General features: G+C 64.8%; 16 protein-coding genes and 1 pseudogene. 9 read left to right on the forward strand and 8 right to left on the reverse strand.

Annotated elements, in window-relative coordinates; genetic code table 11:
- Positions 1 to 60: 60 nt before the first annotated feature.
- The 7 genes and pseudogenes from ABQU90_RS04535 to asnS form a co-directional block, all read right to left on the reverse strand.
- Positions 61 to 591 (reverse strand): 3-hydroxyanthranilate 3,4-dioxygenase, encoded by a 531-nt coding sequence (locus ABQU90_RS04535; protein ID WP_115528254.1) that lies wholly within the window; start codon positions 589 to 591, stop codon positions 61 to 63.
- Positions 592 to 676: 85 nt separating this feature from the next.
- On the reverse strand, positions 677 to 1,339 hold the full coding sequence (can, locus tag ABQU90_RS04540) for a carbonate dehydratase (protein WP_055844683.1): 663 nt from the start codon (positions 1,337 to 1,339) through the stop codon (positions 677 to 679).
- Positions 1,340 to 1,432: 93 nt separating this feature from the next.
- A complete protein-coding gene (locus ABQU90_RS04545; protein ID WP_323522100.1) occupies positions 1,433 to 2,065 on the reverse strand; it encodes an FMN-binding negative transcriptional regulator in 633 nt (210 codons plus the stop codon).
- 1 nt (position 2,066) lies between these two features.
- On the reverse strand, positions 2,067 to 2,402 hold the full coding sequence (locus ABQU90_RS04550; protein ID WP_055844678.1) for a hypothetical protein: 336 nt from the start codon (positions 2,400 to 2,402) through the stop codon (positions 2,067 to 2,069).
- Positions 2,399 to 2,704 carry a hypothetical protein gene (locus ABQU90_RS04555; RefSeq protein WP_115527530.1) on the reverse strand — a complete coding sequence of 102 codons (306 nt, stop codon included), beginning with the start codon at positions 2,702 to 2,704 and terminating at the stop codon, positions 2,399 to 2,401. The genes ABQU90_RS04550 and ABQU90_RS04555 overlap by 4 nt, the downstream gene beginning before the upstream one ends.
- Positions 2,701 to 3,101 (reverse strand): annotated as a pseudogene (locus ABQU90_RS04560) (ADP-ribosylation/crystallin J1); the annotation flags it as partial. The pseudogene ABQU90_RS04560 and the gene ABQU90_RS04555, both read right to left, overlap by 4 nt.
- Positions 3,079 to 4,473, reverse strand: a complete 1,395-nt coding sequence (asnS, locus tag ABQU90_RS04565) for an asparagine--tRNA ligase (RefSeq protein WP_055844668.1) — start codon at positions 4,471 to 4,473, stop codon at positions 3,079 to 3,081. The pseudogene ABQU90_RS04560 and the gene asnS, both read right to left, overlap by 23 nt.
- A 187-nt stretch (positions 4,474 to 4,660) precedes the next feature.
- On the opposite strand from asnS, the gene ABQU90_RS04570 reads away from it, so the two are divergent.
- From ABQU90_RS04570 to ABQU90_RS04600, 7 genes are all read left to right on the forward strand, one after another.
- A complete protein-coding gene (locus ABQU90_RS04570) occupies positions 4,661 to 4,999 on the forward strand; it encodes a HesB/IscA family protein (protein ID WP_055844665.1) in 339 nt (112 codons plus the stop codon).
- Positions 5,000 to 5,488: 489 nt separating this feature from the next.
- A complete protein-coding gene (rpsF, locus tag ABQU90_RS04575; RefSeq protein ID WP_055844662.1) occupies positions 5,489 to 5,923 on the forward strand; it encodes a 30S ribosomal protein S6 in 435 nt (144 codons plus the stop codon).
- Positions 5,924 to 5,934: 11 nt separating this feature from the next.
- Positions 5,935 to 6,165, forward strand: a complete 231-nt coding sequence (gene rpsR, locus ABQU90_RS04580; RefSeq protein ID WP_005991243.1) for a 30S ribosomal protein S18 — start codon at positions 5,935 to 5,937, stop codon at positions 6,163 to 6,165.
- A 263-nt stretch (positions 6,166 to 6,428) separates the two neighbouring features.
- A complete protein-coding gene (gene rplI / locus ABQU90_RS04585) occupies positions 6,429 to 6,878 on the forward strand; it encodes a 50S ribosomal protein L9 (RefSeq protein ID WP_055844660.1) in 450 nt (149 codons plus the stop codon).
- A gap of 210 nt (positions 6,879 to 7,088) precedes the next feature.
- Entirely contained in the window at positions 7,089 to 10,592 is a 3,504-nt protein-coding gene (gene smc / locus ABQU90_RS04590) for a chromosome segregation protein SMC (protein ID WP_323522101.1), read from the forward strand.
- A 56-nt stretch (positions 10,593 to 10,648) separates the two neighbouring features.
- Positions 10,649 to 11,383: a cell division protein ZipA gene (gene zipA / locus ABQU90_RS04595; RefSeq protein WP_055844654.1), complete on the forward strand. Its 735-nt coding sequence runs from the start codon at positions 10,649 to 10,651 to the stop codon at positions 11,381 to 11,383.
- A gap of 8 nt (positions 11,384 to 11,391) precedes the next feature.
- On the forward strand, positions 11,392 to 11,775 hold the full coding sequence (locus tag ABQU90_RS04600) for a hypothetical protein (protein WP_323522102.1): 384 nt from the start codon (positions 11,392 to 11,394) through the stop codon (positions 11,773 to 11,775).
- 39 nt (positions 11,776 to 11,814) lie between these two features.
- Here ABQU90_RS04600 and ABQU90_RS04605 read toward each other — a convergent pair whose 3' ends face one another.
- A complete protein-coding gene (locus ABQU90_RS04605) occupies positions 11,815 to 12,939 on the reverse strand; it encodes a pyridoxal phosphate-dependent aminotransferase (protein WP_055844647.1) in 1,125 nt (374 codons plus the stop codon).
- Positions 12,940 to 13,285: 346 nt separating this feature from the next.
- Here ABQU90_RS04605 and ligA point away from each other — a divergent pair, with 346 nt between their 5' ends.
- Positions 13,286 to 15,787: an NAD-dependent DNA ligase LigA gene (ligA, locus tag ABQU90_RS04610; RefSeq protein ID WP_323522103.1), complete on the forward strand. Its 2,502-nt coding sequence runs from the start codon at positions 13,286 to 13,288 to the stop codon at positions 15,785 to 15,787.
- A complete protein-coding gene (epmA, locus tag ABQU90_RS04615; protein WP_323522104.1) occupies positions 15,784 to 16,746 on the forward strand; it encodes an EF-P lysine aminoacylase EpmA in 963 nt (320 codons plus the stop codon). Before ligA ends, epmA begins: the two co-directional genes overlap by 4 nt.
- Positions 16,747 to 16,831: the final 85 nt, after the last annotated feature.

Raw genomic sequence — 16,831 nt, forward strand, 5'->3', positions numbered from 1 at the left:
GCTGCGTGCTCGTGTGGGTGCGACCGGCGTGTGCATTGCATGCGCTGGCGCCAGCGCAACTCAGGCATCGACTGCAACATAGCGCTCCGGCGCAGGATGCAGGTGCCCGCACTGCGTGCAGGTCCGCAGTGCCAGCGAGCGATAGAAGTGATCGAACACCGGCGGGAAGTCGGTTTCGATATTGCCTAGCGGAAACATCGCCTCATACAGCTTGTGATTGCACTGCGGGCAGTACCACTGCAGCCCGTCCTGTTCGTGCGGCAGGCGTTCGCGCTCGATGACCAGGCCGATCGAACCGGCGGCGCGCTGCGGCGAATGCGGCACCTTCGGCGGCAGCAGAAAGATCTCGCCGGCGCGGATCGGGATGTCGCGTTGCACGCCCGCATCCTGCACCTTCAGCACCATCTCGCCTTCGAGCTGGAAAAACCACTCCGGGCCTTCGTCGTAGTGATAGTCAGTGCGCGCGTTGGGCCCGCCGACAATCATGATGATGAAGCCATCCTGCTGGATGCACTTGTTGCCGACCGGCGGTTTGAGCAGGTGGCGGTATTGCTCGATCCAGGCATGCAGGTTGATCGGCGGGACCAGCATCGACATTCCTCGGCGAAGAAGGCCTGCAGCATAGCCAACCGCGACGCCGATGGGCGCCGCGGTCGGTCAAACATGCAGCGCCGACTCAGCGTTCGGCGTGATCGGCCTGAATTTTCGTCAGTGCCGCGTCGTAACGTTCCTGCAGCAGGTCGGCGCGGTCGATGGACATGCCCAGATCGTGCGCATGGCCGTCGCGCAGGCTGTAGACCCACCCATGCACGCACAACTCCTGCCCACGCTCCCACGCATCGCGCACGATGGTGGTGCGGCAAACGTTGACCACCTGTTCCAGCACGTTGAGCTCGCACAGCCGCGCATGCTGCACCGGCAGATCGCCGGCATCGTGCAGGCAGGCTTCGTGCTTGTCGGCCACATCGGTGACGTGGCGGATCCAGTTGTCGACCAGGCCCATGCGCTTCTGGGTCAGGCTGGCGAACACGCCGCCGCACCCGTAATGGCCCACCACCAGAATGTGCTTGACCTTGAGCACGTCGACGGCGAACTGGATCACCGACAGGCAGTTCAAATCGCTATGCACCACCACATTGGCGATATTGCGGTGCACGAACACTTCGCCCGGTGCCATATCGATGATCTGATTGGCCGGCACGCGCGAGTCGGAGCAGCCGATCCACAGATATTCCGGAGTCTGCTGCGTCGACAGTTTGGAGAAGAATTCCGGGTCTTCGCGACGGATACGCTCGGACCAGGCACGGTTGTTTTCGAGTAAATGGTTGAGCTCGTTCATGCGCGCAGTATTCCAGATGACGACGGGGAGGAAACAAGCCAGAGGCGGGTCATAAAGCGGTGGTGCAGGAACGCGAACGCAATGACAAGGCGATCAGCTCTGGCGCGCACGCAACGCATTGCGCATCAGTGCGGCCACGTCCTGCGCATCGCTTGAACGTTGCTGCTCCAGCGCATCGGCTACCGCTGCAACATTGCCGGCCGGGTGGTTCTGGCTGAGCTTGAAGGTGAGTTCGATGCGGCTTGGCACGAAGCGGAAGCCGATCAGCCCACGCAATTGCCGACGATGGCTGTCGCGCTCCATCTCGAACTGCCAGTCGCTGCCGACGCGTTGCTCGAAGTGCGTGCTCATCCGGCCGATCAACTCGCCCACCGCGTCTTCATCGGCAAGCTCGGTGCATTGCCCATGCAGATGCGCGATGGCGTAATTCCAGGTCGGCACGCGCGCGGCCGCTTCCTTGTCCAGATACCAGCCCGGCGACACATAGGCATGCGGCCCCTGCACGACGATCACTGCATCGCCCGCATGGCACGCTTGCGGATTGGGGCGTGCCCAGTGGCCTTCGATGAGCACCTGCTGGTCGTCGCGCCGATACAGCACCGGTAGGTGCGAGATGGCTGGTTGTCCGTCGTCGCTCTGACTGATCAGGGTGACGAACGGGTCACGCGCCAGCAGCCAGTCCAGCAGCGCCAGATCGGTCTGTGCGAACGCGCGCGGTGCGTACATCTCAGGCGCGGCCGCCCATGCTCACCACCATGCGCTCGCGCAGGTCGGCATCGTTATCGCCGCGCGGTGGCGACACCTCATGCAACGAAAAGCCGCGGATCAGCGCATCTTCTTCGTCCAGCCCGTCCAATGCCACGAATTCGGCATCGAACAAGGCCGCGCGTGCGGTGTCTTCGCTGTCGTAGGCCAACGTCTTGCCATCGCTGTCCAGCACTTCGGCAGTGCCGGCTTCCTTGATGCGCAGGCGCGCCCAGATCAGCGTGCGGCCGATGGTGGCCAGCCACCACTGATCGCGGCCGTCGGAGCTGTGTGCTGCGTCGATGTCGATGATATTCATGCCAGTACCTTGGAAAGCAGCCCGAGCAGGGCCGCCATGCCCAGGCCGAAAAAAATGGTCAGCAGCGACAGCCAGGCGGGTGTGGCCAGACCCGACAGCGCACTGTCGCGGTAGCTGCGGTAGCGGCGCGCCAACAACCAGCGCCACGCGGTCGGGCTGATGAAGGCCGGGTCGCCGAAGCTGGCCAACACATCAGAGTGTCGGTCGCGCAGGTGCACCAGGGTCAGCGGCCAGAAGATCAGCAGCGCGGTCAGCCCGGCAACGGCGACACCGACAAAACACAGCGCGAAGAACAGGGTCATGTGCGGGACTCGGCAGGCGGAGCATCGAAGCGGGCAATGATCGTGATGAGGCCGACGATCGCCTCGTTGAATGTGTCCAGGTCTTCGGCCGGAATCCACCACTCGGTGTGATGGGCGCCGCCGACTTTTTGAATGGCGTACTGGTCGACGACCGCGGCGAGCACATCGAACTGCGCCACATAGCCGACACCGCTGTCCTTGACGTTCCAGCGCGATGCGATTTCTTCGGCATAGCGCTGATTGGTGACCGGATAGAAGATCGGCTGCTCCGGCAATCGCGGTGGCCAGCGTCGGAAGCCGGAGTCACGCACCAGGGCGTATTCCTCCGGCCCCAACGGGCGATACATCGTGACGGTGGCCGCCTCCGTGCTCACTCAGAACTCCGCGCTGCCCGGCGCGCGCGGGTAGGGGATTGCGTCGCGGATGTTGCTCAGCCCGCACACGTACACCACCAGGCGCTCGAACCCCAGACCAAAACCGGCATGCGGCACCGAACCGTAGCGACGGAAATCGCGGTACCAGCTGTAGTGGTCCTTATCCAGACCGAACTGCGCCATGCGCGCATCCAGCACATCCAGGCGTTCTTCGCGCTGGCTGCCGCCAATGATTTCGCCGATGCCCGGCGCCAGCACATCCATTGCCGCCACGGTCTTGCCGTCGTCGTTCAGGCGCATGTAGAACGCCTTGATGTGCTCGGGATAATTGGTCACCACCACCGGGCGGCCGATGTGCTCTTCGGTGAGCCAGCGTTCGTGCTCGGTCTGAAGGTCCAGGCCCCATTCGACCGGGAAGTCGAACTTCTTGCCGGAGTTCTGCAACAGCTTCACCGCCTCGGTGTAATCGATCTGCTCGAACGGCGCATTGATGAAGGCTTCCAGCTTGCTGATCGCGTTCTTGTCCACGCGCTCGGCCAGGAAGGCCAGATCGTCGCCGCGCTCGTCCAGCACCGCGCGGAACAGGTACTTCAGGAACTGCTCGGCCAGCCGCGCATCTTCGGCCAGGTCGGCGAAGGCGATTTCCGGCTCGATCATCCAGAACTCGGCCAGGTGGCGCGTGGTGTGGCTGTTTTCTGCACGGAACGTCGGCCCGAAGGTGTAGACCTTGCTTAGCGCCAGGCAGTACGCCTCCACGTTGAGCTGGCCGGACACGGTGAGGAAGGTTTCCTTGCCGAAGAAATCGCGGCTGAAATCCACGTTGCCCGTGGCATCGCGCGGCAGGTTGACCATGTCCAGCGTGGAGACGCGGAACATCTGCCCGGCGCCTTCGGCATCGGAGGTGGTGATGATCGGCGTGCTGATCCAGTTGAAGCCGTTCTGGTGGAAGAAGCGGTGCACCGCTTGCGCCAGGCAGTTGCGGATGCGTGTCACCGCGCCGAACAGATTGGTGCGCGGGCGCAGGTGCGCCACTTCACGCAGGAATTCCGGCGTCATCGGCTTGGGCTGGATCGGGTAGGTGAGCGGGTCTTCGACCCAGCCCACGATTTCGACAGCGCTGGCCTGGATCTCGAACGACTGGCCCTTGCCCTGCGACTTCACCAGCACACCCTTGGCGATCAGCGAGCAGCCGCTGGTCAGGCGCTTGATCTCGTCGAAATTGGGCAGCGTGTCGTTGGCCACCACCTGGATCGGAGCGAAGCACGAGCCATCGGTCACGTTGATGAAGGCCAGTCCGGCAGATCCGCGCAGCGTGCGCACCCACCCCCGTACCGTGACTTCGCCGCCGTCGGGGAGCTTGCCCGCAAGCGCATGTTCAACGCTGACCACCGTCATGACTGTTCCTCGCCGTAGCGACCTTGAATGGTCTGCGAGTTTACTGGCTGCGACCGCGCTGGCGCGAGCACCTGAACAGGCGTGGTGGCGCAGCGGCTTGCGTGCCCGCGTGGCCGGCCCCATCTGGACTGCATGCCGATCCACCGGTCGGCCCCTATACTTGACGCCATTGTGTTGGAGTGCCCGCATGACCATCAGCCTCACCCCCGCCGCGCTGGAGCGCGTGCAGCGTTTCGTGCAGCAGACCCCGGGTGCATTGGGCCTGCGCTTTGGCGTGACCAAGACCGGTTGCTCCGGTTGGGGCCACATCACTGACTTGGCGCGCGAGAAGCGCGACGACGATGCGGTGTTCGAGCAGGGCGGGGTGTGCATCTTCGTCGACCCGACCAGCCTGCCGCTGGTGGACGGCACCTGCATCGACTTCGGCAAGCACGGGCTGAGTGAGACGTTTACCTTCAGCAACCCCAACGCCACCGCCGAGTGCGGTTGCGGTGAAAGCTTCACCACCGAAGCCGAGCACCGCTGAGCTGTTGCCTTCTCCCTCCGAGAGGAAAGCCTCCGCAGGGCGGATGAGGGCGCGGGCGATGCCTTGCGTTGTTGAGAAGTCTCGGGTTGGTGGATGTATTGCAAGCGTCGCCCCCATACCCTCACCCCAGCCCCTCTCTGGCGGGAGAAGGGGCTTAGCATTGCGCCATGCGTTTGCTTCCTTCTCCCGTCGGGAGACGGTGCCCCGAAGGGGCGGATGAGGGTGCGGGGCGAAGCCAAGCCAAGCCAAGCGCGGTCTAATCGCCGGTAGGGCATCGCCTCCGTACCCTCACCCCAACCCCTCTCCCGGCGGGAGAGGGGCTTTAGAGTTCCGCTCCCAAGCTAGCCGGTTGCGGCTAAGCGCTTGAACTGCCATACTTTCCGGCTTCCTGCCCGGTTCTGGGCGGGAACCCTTGCTCCACCGGCCGCCTCGCGCGGACCACCGGGGAGCTGTCCGGCCCACGTGGCCACATCCGAAAGGTAAAACAACATGAGTCGTCATTACGAAGTCGTGTTCCTGGTCCATCCGGACCAGAGCGAGCAGGTCCCGGCCATGATCGAGCGCTACAAGTCGCTGATCGAGGGCGGTAACGGCACCATCCACCGTCTGGAAGACTGGGGCCGTCGTCAGCTGGCCTACCCGATCCAGAACCTGGTGAAGGCGCATTACGTGCTGCTCAACATCGAAGTCGACCAGGCCGTGCTGAGCGAGCTGGTGGAAAGCTTCCGCTTCAACGATGCGGTGCTGCGTCACCTGGTCGTCAAGCGCGATGGCCCGGACACCGAGCAGTCGCTGATCATGAAGAGCAAGGACGAGAAGGGCGACAAGCCCGAGCGTAGCGAGCGTCGTCGTCGTGACGACGAGGAAGGCGATGCTGCACCTGCCGCCACCGATACCGACGGCGACAACGCCGAAGCCGCTTAAGGAGCGCTGTCATGTCCAAGTTCTTCCGTCGTCGCAAGTTCTGCAAGTTCACCGCCGAGGGCGTCAAAGAGATCGATTACAAGGATCTCAACACCCTGCGTCAGTACCTCACCGAGAACGGCAAGATCGTGCCGAGCCGCGTGACCGGTACCAAGTCCAAGTACCAGCGTCAGCTGGCGACGGCCGTCAAGCGCTCGCGTTTCCTGGCGCTGATCCCGTACACGGACAACCACGACGTTTGATTGGTCGTTCGTTGCGGGGCGCTCAAAGCGGCCCGCACGAATGCAGTGAGTCCTCGCAAGAGCCCATGCGGCTGCATGCGAGTTCTCACAACAGCCCGCACATCCCTGTGCGGGTTATCAAATTGATAGAGACCGGTCATTCGAGATGCGGTGTTGATCGTGCTCTTGCGATTCCCAAATCCCGATTCCCGAATCCCGTCTTTTCGGACAGCACCCGTTGCGTCGGCCAAAGTGCCAGCGCTAACGAATAACGGAGCACCACCATGGATCTGATTCTTCTGCAGAAAGTGACCAACCTGGGCAACCTGGGCGACAAGGTCAGCGTCAAGCCGGGCTACGGCCGTAACTTCCTCGTGCCGCAGGGTAAGGCCGTTCCGGCCACCGCTGCCAACGTCGAAGCGTTTGAAACCAAGCGCGCCGATTACGAAGCCAAGGCCAACACCATCCTGGCCGATGCGCAGACTCGCGCCACCAAGTTCGAAGGCGCCAGCGTCACCATCGGCGCGCACGCTTCCACCGAAGGCAAGCTGTACGGCTCGGTTGGCCCGCGCGACATCGCCGAGGCGTTCACCGCTGCCGGCCTGCCGCTGGAAAAGAGCGAAGTGATCCTGGGCGAAGGCGCATTCCGCAATGTCGGCGAGTACGACGTTGTGCTGCACCTGCACGCCGATGTGGAAACCTCGGTCAAGGTCATCGTCGAATCCGACGCCTGATCCTTGCTGCATGTGTGAACCGAAGGGCGCCTTGTTAGGCGCCCTTCGTCTTTTACGGCCAGCCGCAGCGTAGCGACGGCACCGTTATACTCATGCCCCATTGTCGGTTCCACGGCCTGCAGATCTTGCCGATCAAGGGCTTAGGTGCCGGCTCCACAGGAAAAGCGCCTGCCGGCTGTGTCCGCGCGGTGCCCGGAACCCGTCCGTCCCATGCGCCTGTCCACGATCAAGCTGTCCGGTTTCAAGTCGTTCGTCGACCCGACCACGTTGCACCTGCCCACCAACATGACCGGCATCGTCGGCCCCAATGGTTGCGGCAAGTCCAACATCATCGATGCGGTGCGCTGGGTGATGGGCGAAAGCTCGGCCAGCCGGCTGCGTGGCGACTCGCTGACCGACGTGATCTTTTCCGGCTCCTCGGCGCGCAAGCCGGTGTCGCAGGCGACGGTGGAACTGATCTTCGACAACTCCGATCACACCATCACCGGTGAGTTCGCCTCGTTCAACGAGATCTCGGTCAAGCGCCTGGTCAGCCGCGACGGCAACAGCGCCTATTACCTCAACGGCACCAAGTGCCGGCGTCGCGACATCACCGATCTGTTCCTGGGCACCGGCCTGGGGCCGCGCAGCTACTCGATCATCGAGCAGGGCATGATCAGCCAGATCATCGAGGCGCGCCCGGAAGATCTGCGCGTGTATCTGGAAGAGGCCGCCGGCATTTCCAAGTACAAGGAACGCCGCAAGGAAACCGAAACCCGCATCCGCCATACCCGCGAAAACCTCGACCGCCTGGGCGACCTGCGCGAAGAGATCACCAAGCAGCTGGCGCATCTGCAGCGCCAGGCGCGTCAGGCCGAGCAATACCAGGCCTTGCAGGAAGAGCGCCGGATCAAGGATGCCGAGTGGAAGGCGCTGGAGTACCGCGGCCTGGATGGGCAATTGCAGGGCCTGCGCGAAAAGTTGAATCAGGAAGAAACCCGCCTGCAGCAGCTGATCGCCGACCAGCGCGATGCCGAGGCGCGGATCGAAACCGGGCGCGTGCGCCGCGAAGAGGCGGCCGAAGCGGTGGCCAAGGCGCAGGCCGACGTCTACCAGGTGGGCAGCGCGCTGGCGCGCATTGAACAGCAGATCCAGCATCAACGCGAACTCTCGCATCGCTTGCACAAGGCGCGCGATGAGGCGCAGAGCCAGCTGCAGGAATTGACCCAGCACATCAGTGGCGACTCCTCAAAACTGGCCGTGCTGCGCGAGGCGGTGGATGCGGCCGAACCGCAGCTGGAACAGCTGCGCGAGGACCATGAGTTCCGCCAGGAATCGCTGCGCGAAGCCGAGGCGCGGCTGGCCGACTGGCAGCAGCGCTGGGAAACCCATAACCGTGACACCGGCGAAGCCTCGCGCGCTGGCGAAGTGGAGCGCACGCGTGTCGATTATCTGGACCGCCAATCGCTGGAGGCCGACCGCCGCCGCGAAGCGCTGGTCAACGAACGTGCCGGGCTGGATCTGGATGCGCTGGCCGAGGCGTTCGAGCAGGTCGAGCTGCGCCATGAAACCCAGAAGGCGTCGCTGGACGGGCTGACCGAGCAAGTCGAAGCGCGCAAGCACGCGTTGGGCGGTCTGCAGGAACAGCAGCGGGCCAGCCAGGGCGAACTGGCCGAGGTGCGCAAGCACGCACAGGCCGCGCGCGGTCGGCTGTCGTCACTGGAAACCCTGCAGCAGGCCGCCCTCGGCCAGGAGCAGGGCGCGGCGGTGGCGTGGCTGAAGTCGCGCGGGCTGGATTCGGCGGCACGTGTGGGCGAGCGCATCACGGTGGAAAGTGGCTGGGAAAACACCGTCGAAAGCGCGCTGGGGCAGTTGATCGAAGGCGTATTGGTGGAGGCGCCCGAACAGCTGGTCGACGCGCTGGGTGAGTTGGGCGAAGGCCGCATCGCGCTGGTGTCCAACGCCACCGATGCCGCCACGTTTGCACCGACCTCATTGGCAGCGAAAGTGCAGGGGCCGATCGCGATTCGTCGGTTGCTGGCGCGGCTGCATGCGGCCGACGATCTGCAGGCCGCACGCGCGTTGCAAGCCGCGTTGCCGGAAGGCGACTCGGTCATCACCCGCAATGGCGAGCGCTTGGGCGAGGGCTGGGTGCGCGTATCGCGCTCTGGCGCGGCCAAGCAGGGCGCCTTGCTGCGCGAACGCGACATCCAGGAACTGCGCACGCAGATCGACACCCTGCAGGAGCGCGAAGCCGAGCTCGAACAGCGGCTCACCAGCTTCCGCGAGCAATCGCTGGCCGCCGAACAGCAGCGCGAAGATGCGCAGCGTCAGCTATACATGGCGCACCGCAGCGTGTCCGAACTGGCTGGCCAGTTGCAGAGCCAGCAGGGCAAGGTCGATGCAGCGCGCACGCGCATCGAGCGCATCGAAAACGAGTTGTCGCAGTTGCTGGAAACGCTGGATACCAGCCGCGAACAAGCCCGCGAGGCCCGCGCGAAGCTCGAAGATGCGGTCACCCTGATGGGCGATCTGCAAGGCACGCGGCAGGCGCTGGAAAACGAACGTCGCCAGCTCACCGATGCGCGCGACCAGGCGCGCGATGCCGCGCGCGGCGTGCGCGATGCGATGCATGCCCTGGCGCTGACGCTGGAATCGCAGCGCACTCAGATCACCTCGCTCAGCCAGACCCTGGAGCGCATGGACAGCCAGCGCGGCCAGCTCGATACGCGCCTGGAAGATCTTGTCTCCCAGCTCAGCGACGGCGATTCGCCGGTGGAAACGCTCGAGCACGAACATCAGGCCGCACTGAGCGAGCGCGTCCGCACCGAGCGCGTGCTCAGCGAAACGCGGACGTTGCTCGACAGCATCGACGGTGAGCTGCGCAGCTTCGAGCAGACCCGTCAGCAGCGCGACGAACAGGCGCTGGCGCAGCGCGAGCGCATCAGCCAGCGCAAGCTCGATCAACAGGCGCTGGTGCTCAACGCCGAGCAGTTGTCTGCCGCGGTGGTCAAAGCCGGTTTCGTGCTGGAAGACGTGGTCAACGGCCTGTCCGAGTCTGCCAACGCGCCCGAATGGGAAGCGGCGGTGAACCAGATCGACGGGCGCATGCGGCGCCTGGAGCCGGTGAATCTGGCTGCGATCCAGGAATACGGTGAGGCTGCGCAGCGCTCGGAATATCTGGAAGCGCAGAACCTGGACCTCAATACCGCACTGGAAACGCTGGAAGAAGCCATCCGCAAGATCGACCGCGAAACCCGCGGCCGTTTCAAGGACACCTTTGATCGCGTCAACTCCGGCGTGCAGGCGCTGTATCCGCGTCTGTTCGGCGGTGGGCACGCGTATCTGGAACTCACCGGCGAAGACCTGCTCGACACCGGCGTGACCATCATGGCGCGTCCGCCGGGCAAGCGTGTGTCCAGCATTTCGCTGCTGTCCGGTGGCGAAAAGGCGATGACCGCGGTGGCGCTGGTGTTTGCGATCTTCCAGCTCAATCCTGCGCCGTTCTGTCTGTTGGACGAGGTGGACGCGCCGCTGGACGAAGCCAATGTCGGCCGCCTGGCCAATATGGTGCGCGAGATGAGCGAGAAGGTGCAGTTCCTGTTCGTCAGCCATAACAAGGCGACCATGGAAGCGGCGCGCCAGTTGTCCGGCGTGACCATGCGCGAGCCGGGCGTCAGCCGTCTGGTCAGCGTGGACCTGGAAGAGGCGGCACGTTTGGCGGGTGCGGCATGACGTGCCATGCTTGCTGGAATGATGACACCTGTCACTCTTATGCGGAGGCACGCTGAATGTCCGACATGGCCATGATCCGGATCGGGATCCTGATCGCGGGATTGCTGCTGGTCGCTGCAATTTTTCTGTTCGGCCGCCCGAAGAAATCGCCACAGGGGCGTCGCGTCGACAAGGACGACGGTCAACCGCGCGAACGCCGCGAGCCGGTGATTTCCGGCGATGCGGGTGCCGATGGCGAAACGTTCGAACGCAGCGAAGGCAGTGCCGAACAGAGCGAACTCAACCTGGACGACCAGGATGGGGCCGGCGGTAACGACGTCGGCAAACGCCCCAACCAGGATTTCGACAAGATCGTGTCGTTGTTCGTGGCGGCCAAGGCCGGCCAGATCCTGCGTGGCGAAGATGTGGTGGTTGCCGCAGAAAAGACCGGCCTGGTGTTCGGCCATATGAATGTGTTCCACCGCCTGGTGGAAGGGCATCCGGAGCGTGGGCCGATTTTCAGCATGGCCAGCATCCTCAAGCCGGGCAGTTTCGACATGGCCAACATCCGCGAGATGCAGACCCCAGCGATCGCGTTCTTCCTGACCTTGCCGGCGCCGATGACCGCGCTGGATGCCTGGGAAAAAATGCTGCCGACCGTGCAACGCATGGCCGAGTTGCTGGACGGCGTGGTGCTGGACGACAGCCGCAATGCGCTGGGTCGCCAGCGTGTGGCGCATATCCGCGACGAACTTCGTGCCTACGATCGTCAGCACCAGGCACCGCCGCTGACCAAGTCCCCACGCTGGTGAGTTGAGCGATGTTGAGTCTGCAGGGCGTGTTGGCGGTGGCCTTACTGCTGGTGCTGTGGGCGATTCTGGCAATGCCGCTGTTGTGGATCTTTTCGTTGATCACCGCGCGCCTGCGCAAACGCCCGCGAAATTCGCCGTGGGTGGTGGGCAGTTTCGCCGCTGCCATCACCTTGTTGGTGGCGCCGGTGCCGACGCCCTTCATCAGCGTGTTCCTGCCGCATGCGATCGCGTTGTTCGATCGCCGTTACTACGCGCACATTCTGCAAGGCCCGCCGATGCTGCGCGAGCTCTTGCTGTGGAATGCAGGCTCGATGCTGCTGACCTTTGTCATCAGCTATCTGTGGATCCGGCGCACCTTGCGCACACCCGCCACAGCGGAACTGGATCCCTAGATCCGCTGGTCGGGCAGGGCGCGTGGCAGGCGTCGGCCCTCAGCGCTTGGCTTTGGTAAACGCCTCGCGGAACCGCATCATCTCTGCCTCGGTGCCAACGGTCACGCGCACGCGCTTGGGCCAGATCGGCCAGCTGCGGCCGACGATCACGCCCTGCTTCTGCATCGAATCGGCGAATACGCCGGCCTCGCGCTTGACGTCCAGCATGAAGCAGTTCGCTTGCGTGGGCAGGCAGGTGTAACCCTTGCTTTTGAGCCAGGCGACGGTCTCATCGCGCACGCGTGCGTTGTCCGCGCGCCGGGTCTGCACCAGTTGCGGGTCGCGCAGGCTGGCGATACCGGCCGCCATGGCCGGGACCGGCAACGGGTTGCTGCCGAAGCTGGCGAGCTTGGTCTGCAGGCCCGGCGGGGCAAGCGCTGCGCCCAGGCGCAGGCCGGCCATGCCGTAGAGTTTGGAGAAGCTGCGCAGCACGATCAGGTCCTGGCGCTGACGCACCAGGTCGACCATCGACGGCTCGTTGCTGTAGTGGATGTAAGCCTCGTCGACCACCAGCACCGCGCTGGCCGGCTTGTTGGCCAGCAGCCATTCGATGTCGCTGCGCGGGGTGATGCTGCCGGTGGCATTGCCGGGATTGCACAGATAGATCAGGCCGGCGGTCGGGTCGGCCTTGGCCATCGCCTTGACGTCGTGCGCGCCATCGGCACGCAGCGGCACCTTGCGCACCTGCACGCCGCGGGCAGTGGCGCTGTCGATGACCGGGTCGAAGCTCGGGTCTGCCACCACCAGGCCGGCGCGCGCCGAGGTGAACAGGTTGCTGGCGCGATTCAGTGCGTCCCTGGAGCCGGGAAACAACGCCAGATGGTCGTTGGGCAGCTGCAACTCGCCGGTCATCAAATTGCGCAGGTCCTGCTCCATCTCCTGCAGGTAGCGGCCCGAACGCGCCAGCGACCGCGTTGCGGCATCCAGCGCTGCCGGAGCGGGGCCAAGCGGATGTTCGTTGAGGTTGAGCAGCACCGTGCCTGCTGCCGGTGCGACGCCCGGCGCTGCGGCCGCGGCTGCGCGCTTGCGGGCCGCCTCAGCCGCGGGTGCCAGCCCCAATGCGGAAACTGCCACGCCAGTGGTGGCAAGGCTGAGAAACGAACGGCGCGAAACGGGCAACGACACGGGTGAGCTCCAGACGAGCAGGGCAAAGAGGTCGCCACGCTAGCGGGTTTGTGCCGGTCTGCCTATCGGGAAATCCCCGGGCGGCACGCTGTTGGCCGTCAGCGGACAGATCCGGCGGTCCAGGAAGCCAGTCGCGCCTGTCCGCGTGACGGCAAATCCTGCCGGGCTTGCTGCCGGGGTGCGAGCGAGGCGCTGCCGGCATCATTACGTTTGGCCTTGCGCGCTTGCCTGCCGCTGTTGATGCGGTCAGCGACATCGGACCGGGGATCGACGTCAGGGCGGGTCATCGCTTGCGCATCGGCATGGCCCGTTAGAATGGGCGGCCCAGTGCCAGCCCAGCGATCGTATGACTGTCAGCCCGGATCCCGCTCAGCGCATCGATGCCCTGCGTCGCCGAATCGAAGACGCGAACTACCGCTATCACGTGCTCGACGAGCCGCAGATGGCCGACGTCGATTACGACCGCCTGATGCGTGAGCTGGAGGCGCTGGAAGCCGAGCACCCGGCACTGGCCACTGCCGATTCGCCGACGCAACGGGTGGGGTATCTGGCCGCGTCGCGCTTTGCCGAAGTGCGGCATGCGCTGCCGATGTTGTCGTTGGGCAATGCCTTCAGCGATGAGGAAGTGAGCGAGTTCGTCCGTCGCATCAGCGAGCGGCTGGAGCTCAAACAACCGGTGTTCTCGGCCGAACCCAAACTCGATGGCCTGGCGATCAGTCTGCGCTACGAAGATGGCGAGTTCGTGCAAGGTGCGACCCGTGGCGATGGCGCCGCGGGCGAGGATGTCAGCGCCAATCTGCGCACGGTCAAGGCGATTCCGCTGCGTTTGCGTGGGCAGGGTTGGCCGAAGGTGCTGGAAGTGCGCGGCGAGGTCTACATGCCGCGCGCCGCGTTCGAGGCGTACAACGCGCAGATGCGTGCGCAGGGTGGCAAGGTGCTGGCCAATCCGCGCAATGGTGCGGCCGGCTCGCTGCGGCAGCTGGACGCGCGCATCACCGCGCAGCGCCCACTCAGTTTTTTTGCGTACGGCATAGGCGAGGTGCGCGACGGCGCCTTGCCGCAGACGCATTCGGCCATCCTGGCGCAATTGCGCGACTGGGGATTTCCGGTCAGCCAGCTGGTCGATGTGGTGCAGGGCAGCGAGGGCCTGTTGGCGTACTACCAACGCATTGGCGCGGCGCGCGACGGGCTGGCCTTCGATATCGATGGCGTGGTGTACAAGCTCGACGATCTGGCCGGCCAGCGGGAGATGGGGTTCGTTTCGCGCGCGCCGCGCTGGGCGATTGCGCACAAATTCCCGGCGCAGGAGCAATCCACCACGGTGGAGGCGATCGAGATCCAAATCGGCCGTACCGGTGCGGCGACGCCAGTGGCGCGACTGAAGCCGGTACATGTGGCTGGCGTGATCGTCACCAATGCCACGCTGCATAACGCCGACCAGATCGCGCGGCTGGATGTGCGCGTGGGCGATACGGTGATCGTGCGGCGTGCCGGCGATGTGATTCCGGAAGTCGCCGGCGTGGTCGCCGACCAGCGCCCGCCGGGCACGCAGGAATGGCGCATGCCTACCCAGTGCCCGGTGTGCGGGTCGGAGATCGTGCGCGAAGAAGGCCAGGCGGTGTGGCGGTGCTCGGGCGAGTTGACCTGCCCAGCGCAGCGCAAGGAGGCGTTTCGGCATTTCGTGTCGCGGCGTGCGATGGATGTCGACGGTCTGGGCGAGAAATTCATCGAAGTGCTGGTCGATAGCGGACTGGTGCAAGGTGTGGCCGATCTGTATCTGCTCACCGTCGATCAACTGCTGCAACTGCGCCTGATCAGCACCGCCGACAGCCCACATGCGTTCTTGCGCGAGGCGCGCGAGCATTTGGCAACCGGTGCGTATGCGCAGCTCGAAACCACCGTGGCGAGCATCGGCGTGGATCTGGCCGGCGAACATGAGGCGCCGCAGACCTGGCAGGCCGATCTGCTGCGTGCAGGGCTGCCGAGCTTCGATTGGAACCGCCGCAAGATCGCCACCAAATGGGCGGAGAACCTGATCGAGGCGATCGAAACATCGCGCGACACCACGCTGGAGCGGTTTCTGTTCGCGCTGGGCATCGAGCATGTGGGCGAGAGCACGGCCAAGGCCTTGGCGGCGTGGTTCGGCGATCTGGAGCTGATCCGCCATCTGCCGTGGCCGCTGTTCAAACGTGTGCCCGATATCGGTGGCGAAGTGGCGCGTTCGCTCGGGCACTTTCTCGATCAGCCGGGCAACCAGCAGGCCATCGACGATTTGCTGCAACGTGGCGTGCGCATCGGCGATGCACACCCGCCATCGCCCAAGCTGCGCGATGCCTTGAGTTTTGCCAGCGTGCTGGAAGACATGGACATTCCCAAGGTGACGCCGGTGCGCGCGCAGCAACTGGCGGCGGCGGTACCGTCGTTCGATGCGCTGCGCACTGCCGGCAGCGACGCGTTATTGCAAGCCGGCGTGCCCGCACCGGTGGTCGCCGCGCTGCTGCAATGGCTGGATCGCCCGGAAAATGCGGCACTCGCCACATCGGCACAACAGGCGATGGAAACGGTGCTGGCGCGCCTGCCGGACGTCGAGGCCGTGCAGGCCGGCCCCTTGGACGGCCAGACGGTCGTGATCACCGGCACCTTGGCCGCCTTGACGCGCGATGCCGCCAAACAGCGGCTCGAAGCATTAGGCGCCAAGGTGGCCGGCAGTGTCTCGAAGAAAACCGCGTTCCTGGTGGCCGGTGAGGAGGCCGGCTCCAAGCTCGACAAGGCGCAATCGCTGGGTGTGGACATCTGGGACGAAGCGCGGCTGCTGGCCTTCCTGGGCGAGCACGGCCAACAGCCATGACCGCAGCGCAACTCGATCTGGCCGGGTTACGATTGCGCGCCCAGCTCAATGCCGCGATTCGCGCCTTTTTTGCCGAGCGCAGCGTGCTGGAAGTGGAAACGCCGGTGCTGTCGCAGGCCGGCAACACCGAGCCGAATATCGAAAGTTTCAGCACCCGCTTCAGCGGACATGTGGATGCTGGTGCGCCACTGCGCTGGTTGCGCACCTCGCCGGAATATCCGCTCAAACGCCTGCTCGCCGCCGGCCTGGGCGATTGCTACGAACTGGGGCGCGTGTTCCGCAACGGCGAAGCCGGCGGCCGGCACAATCCGGAATTCAGCATGCTCGAGTGGTATCGGGTGGGTTGGGACGACCGTAAGTTGGCGCAAGAAACCGTCGCACTGGTGCAGCGCGCGCTTGCCCTGGTGCAGCGCGAGGCGAGCGTGCAGGTGCTTACGTATCGCGAGCTGTTCGTGCAACGCCTGGGCATCGACCCGCTGCTGGACCCGGTCGACACGCTGCGTGCAGCACTGCATGACGTTGCCATCGATCCGCAGGGACTGACACGCGACGATTGGCTGGACCTGCTGATGACCCATCGCATCCAGCCCGGCTTTGCCAGCGAGACGCTGACCGTGGTGCACGACTGGCCTGCCAGCCAATGCGCGCTGGCGCGCATCCGTCACGACAGCCCGCCGGTCGCCGAGCGCTTCGAGCTGTATCTGGGCGGCTATGAAGTGGCCAACGGCTACCATGAATTGAACGATGCGCAGGAGCAACGGGCACGCTTCACCCGCGACAATACCGTGCGTGCGGCGCGCGGATTGCCGCAGCTGCCGCTGGATGAACACCTGCTGGCGGTGCTGTCGCAGCTGCCCGATTGCGCAGGCGTGGCGGTGGGTGTGGATCGGCTATTGATGGCCTTGCGCGGCACCGCGCAGATTGCCGACGTGCTGGCGTTCGACTTCGCCCGCGCCTGAGTTGCGACCAGCGGGATCGGGCGATGCGCCAGGCACTGGCAGCGGCCAACAACCCTGCTGTGCTCATCGCCGCGCCTACGTCGCT

Source organism: Xanthomonas sp. WHRI 10207 (genome assembly GCF_040202975.1).
GTDB lineage: Bacteria > Pseudomonadota > Gammaproteobacteria > Xanthomonadales > Xanthomonadaceae > Xanthomonas.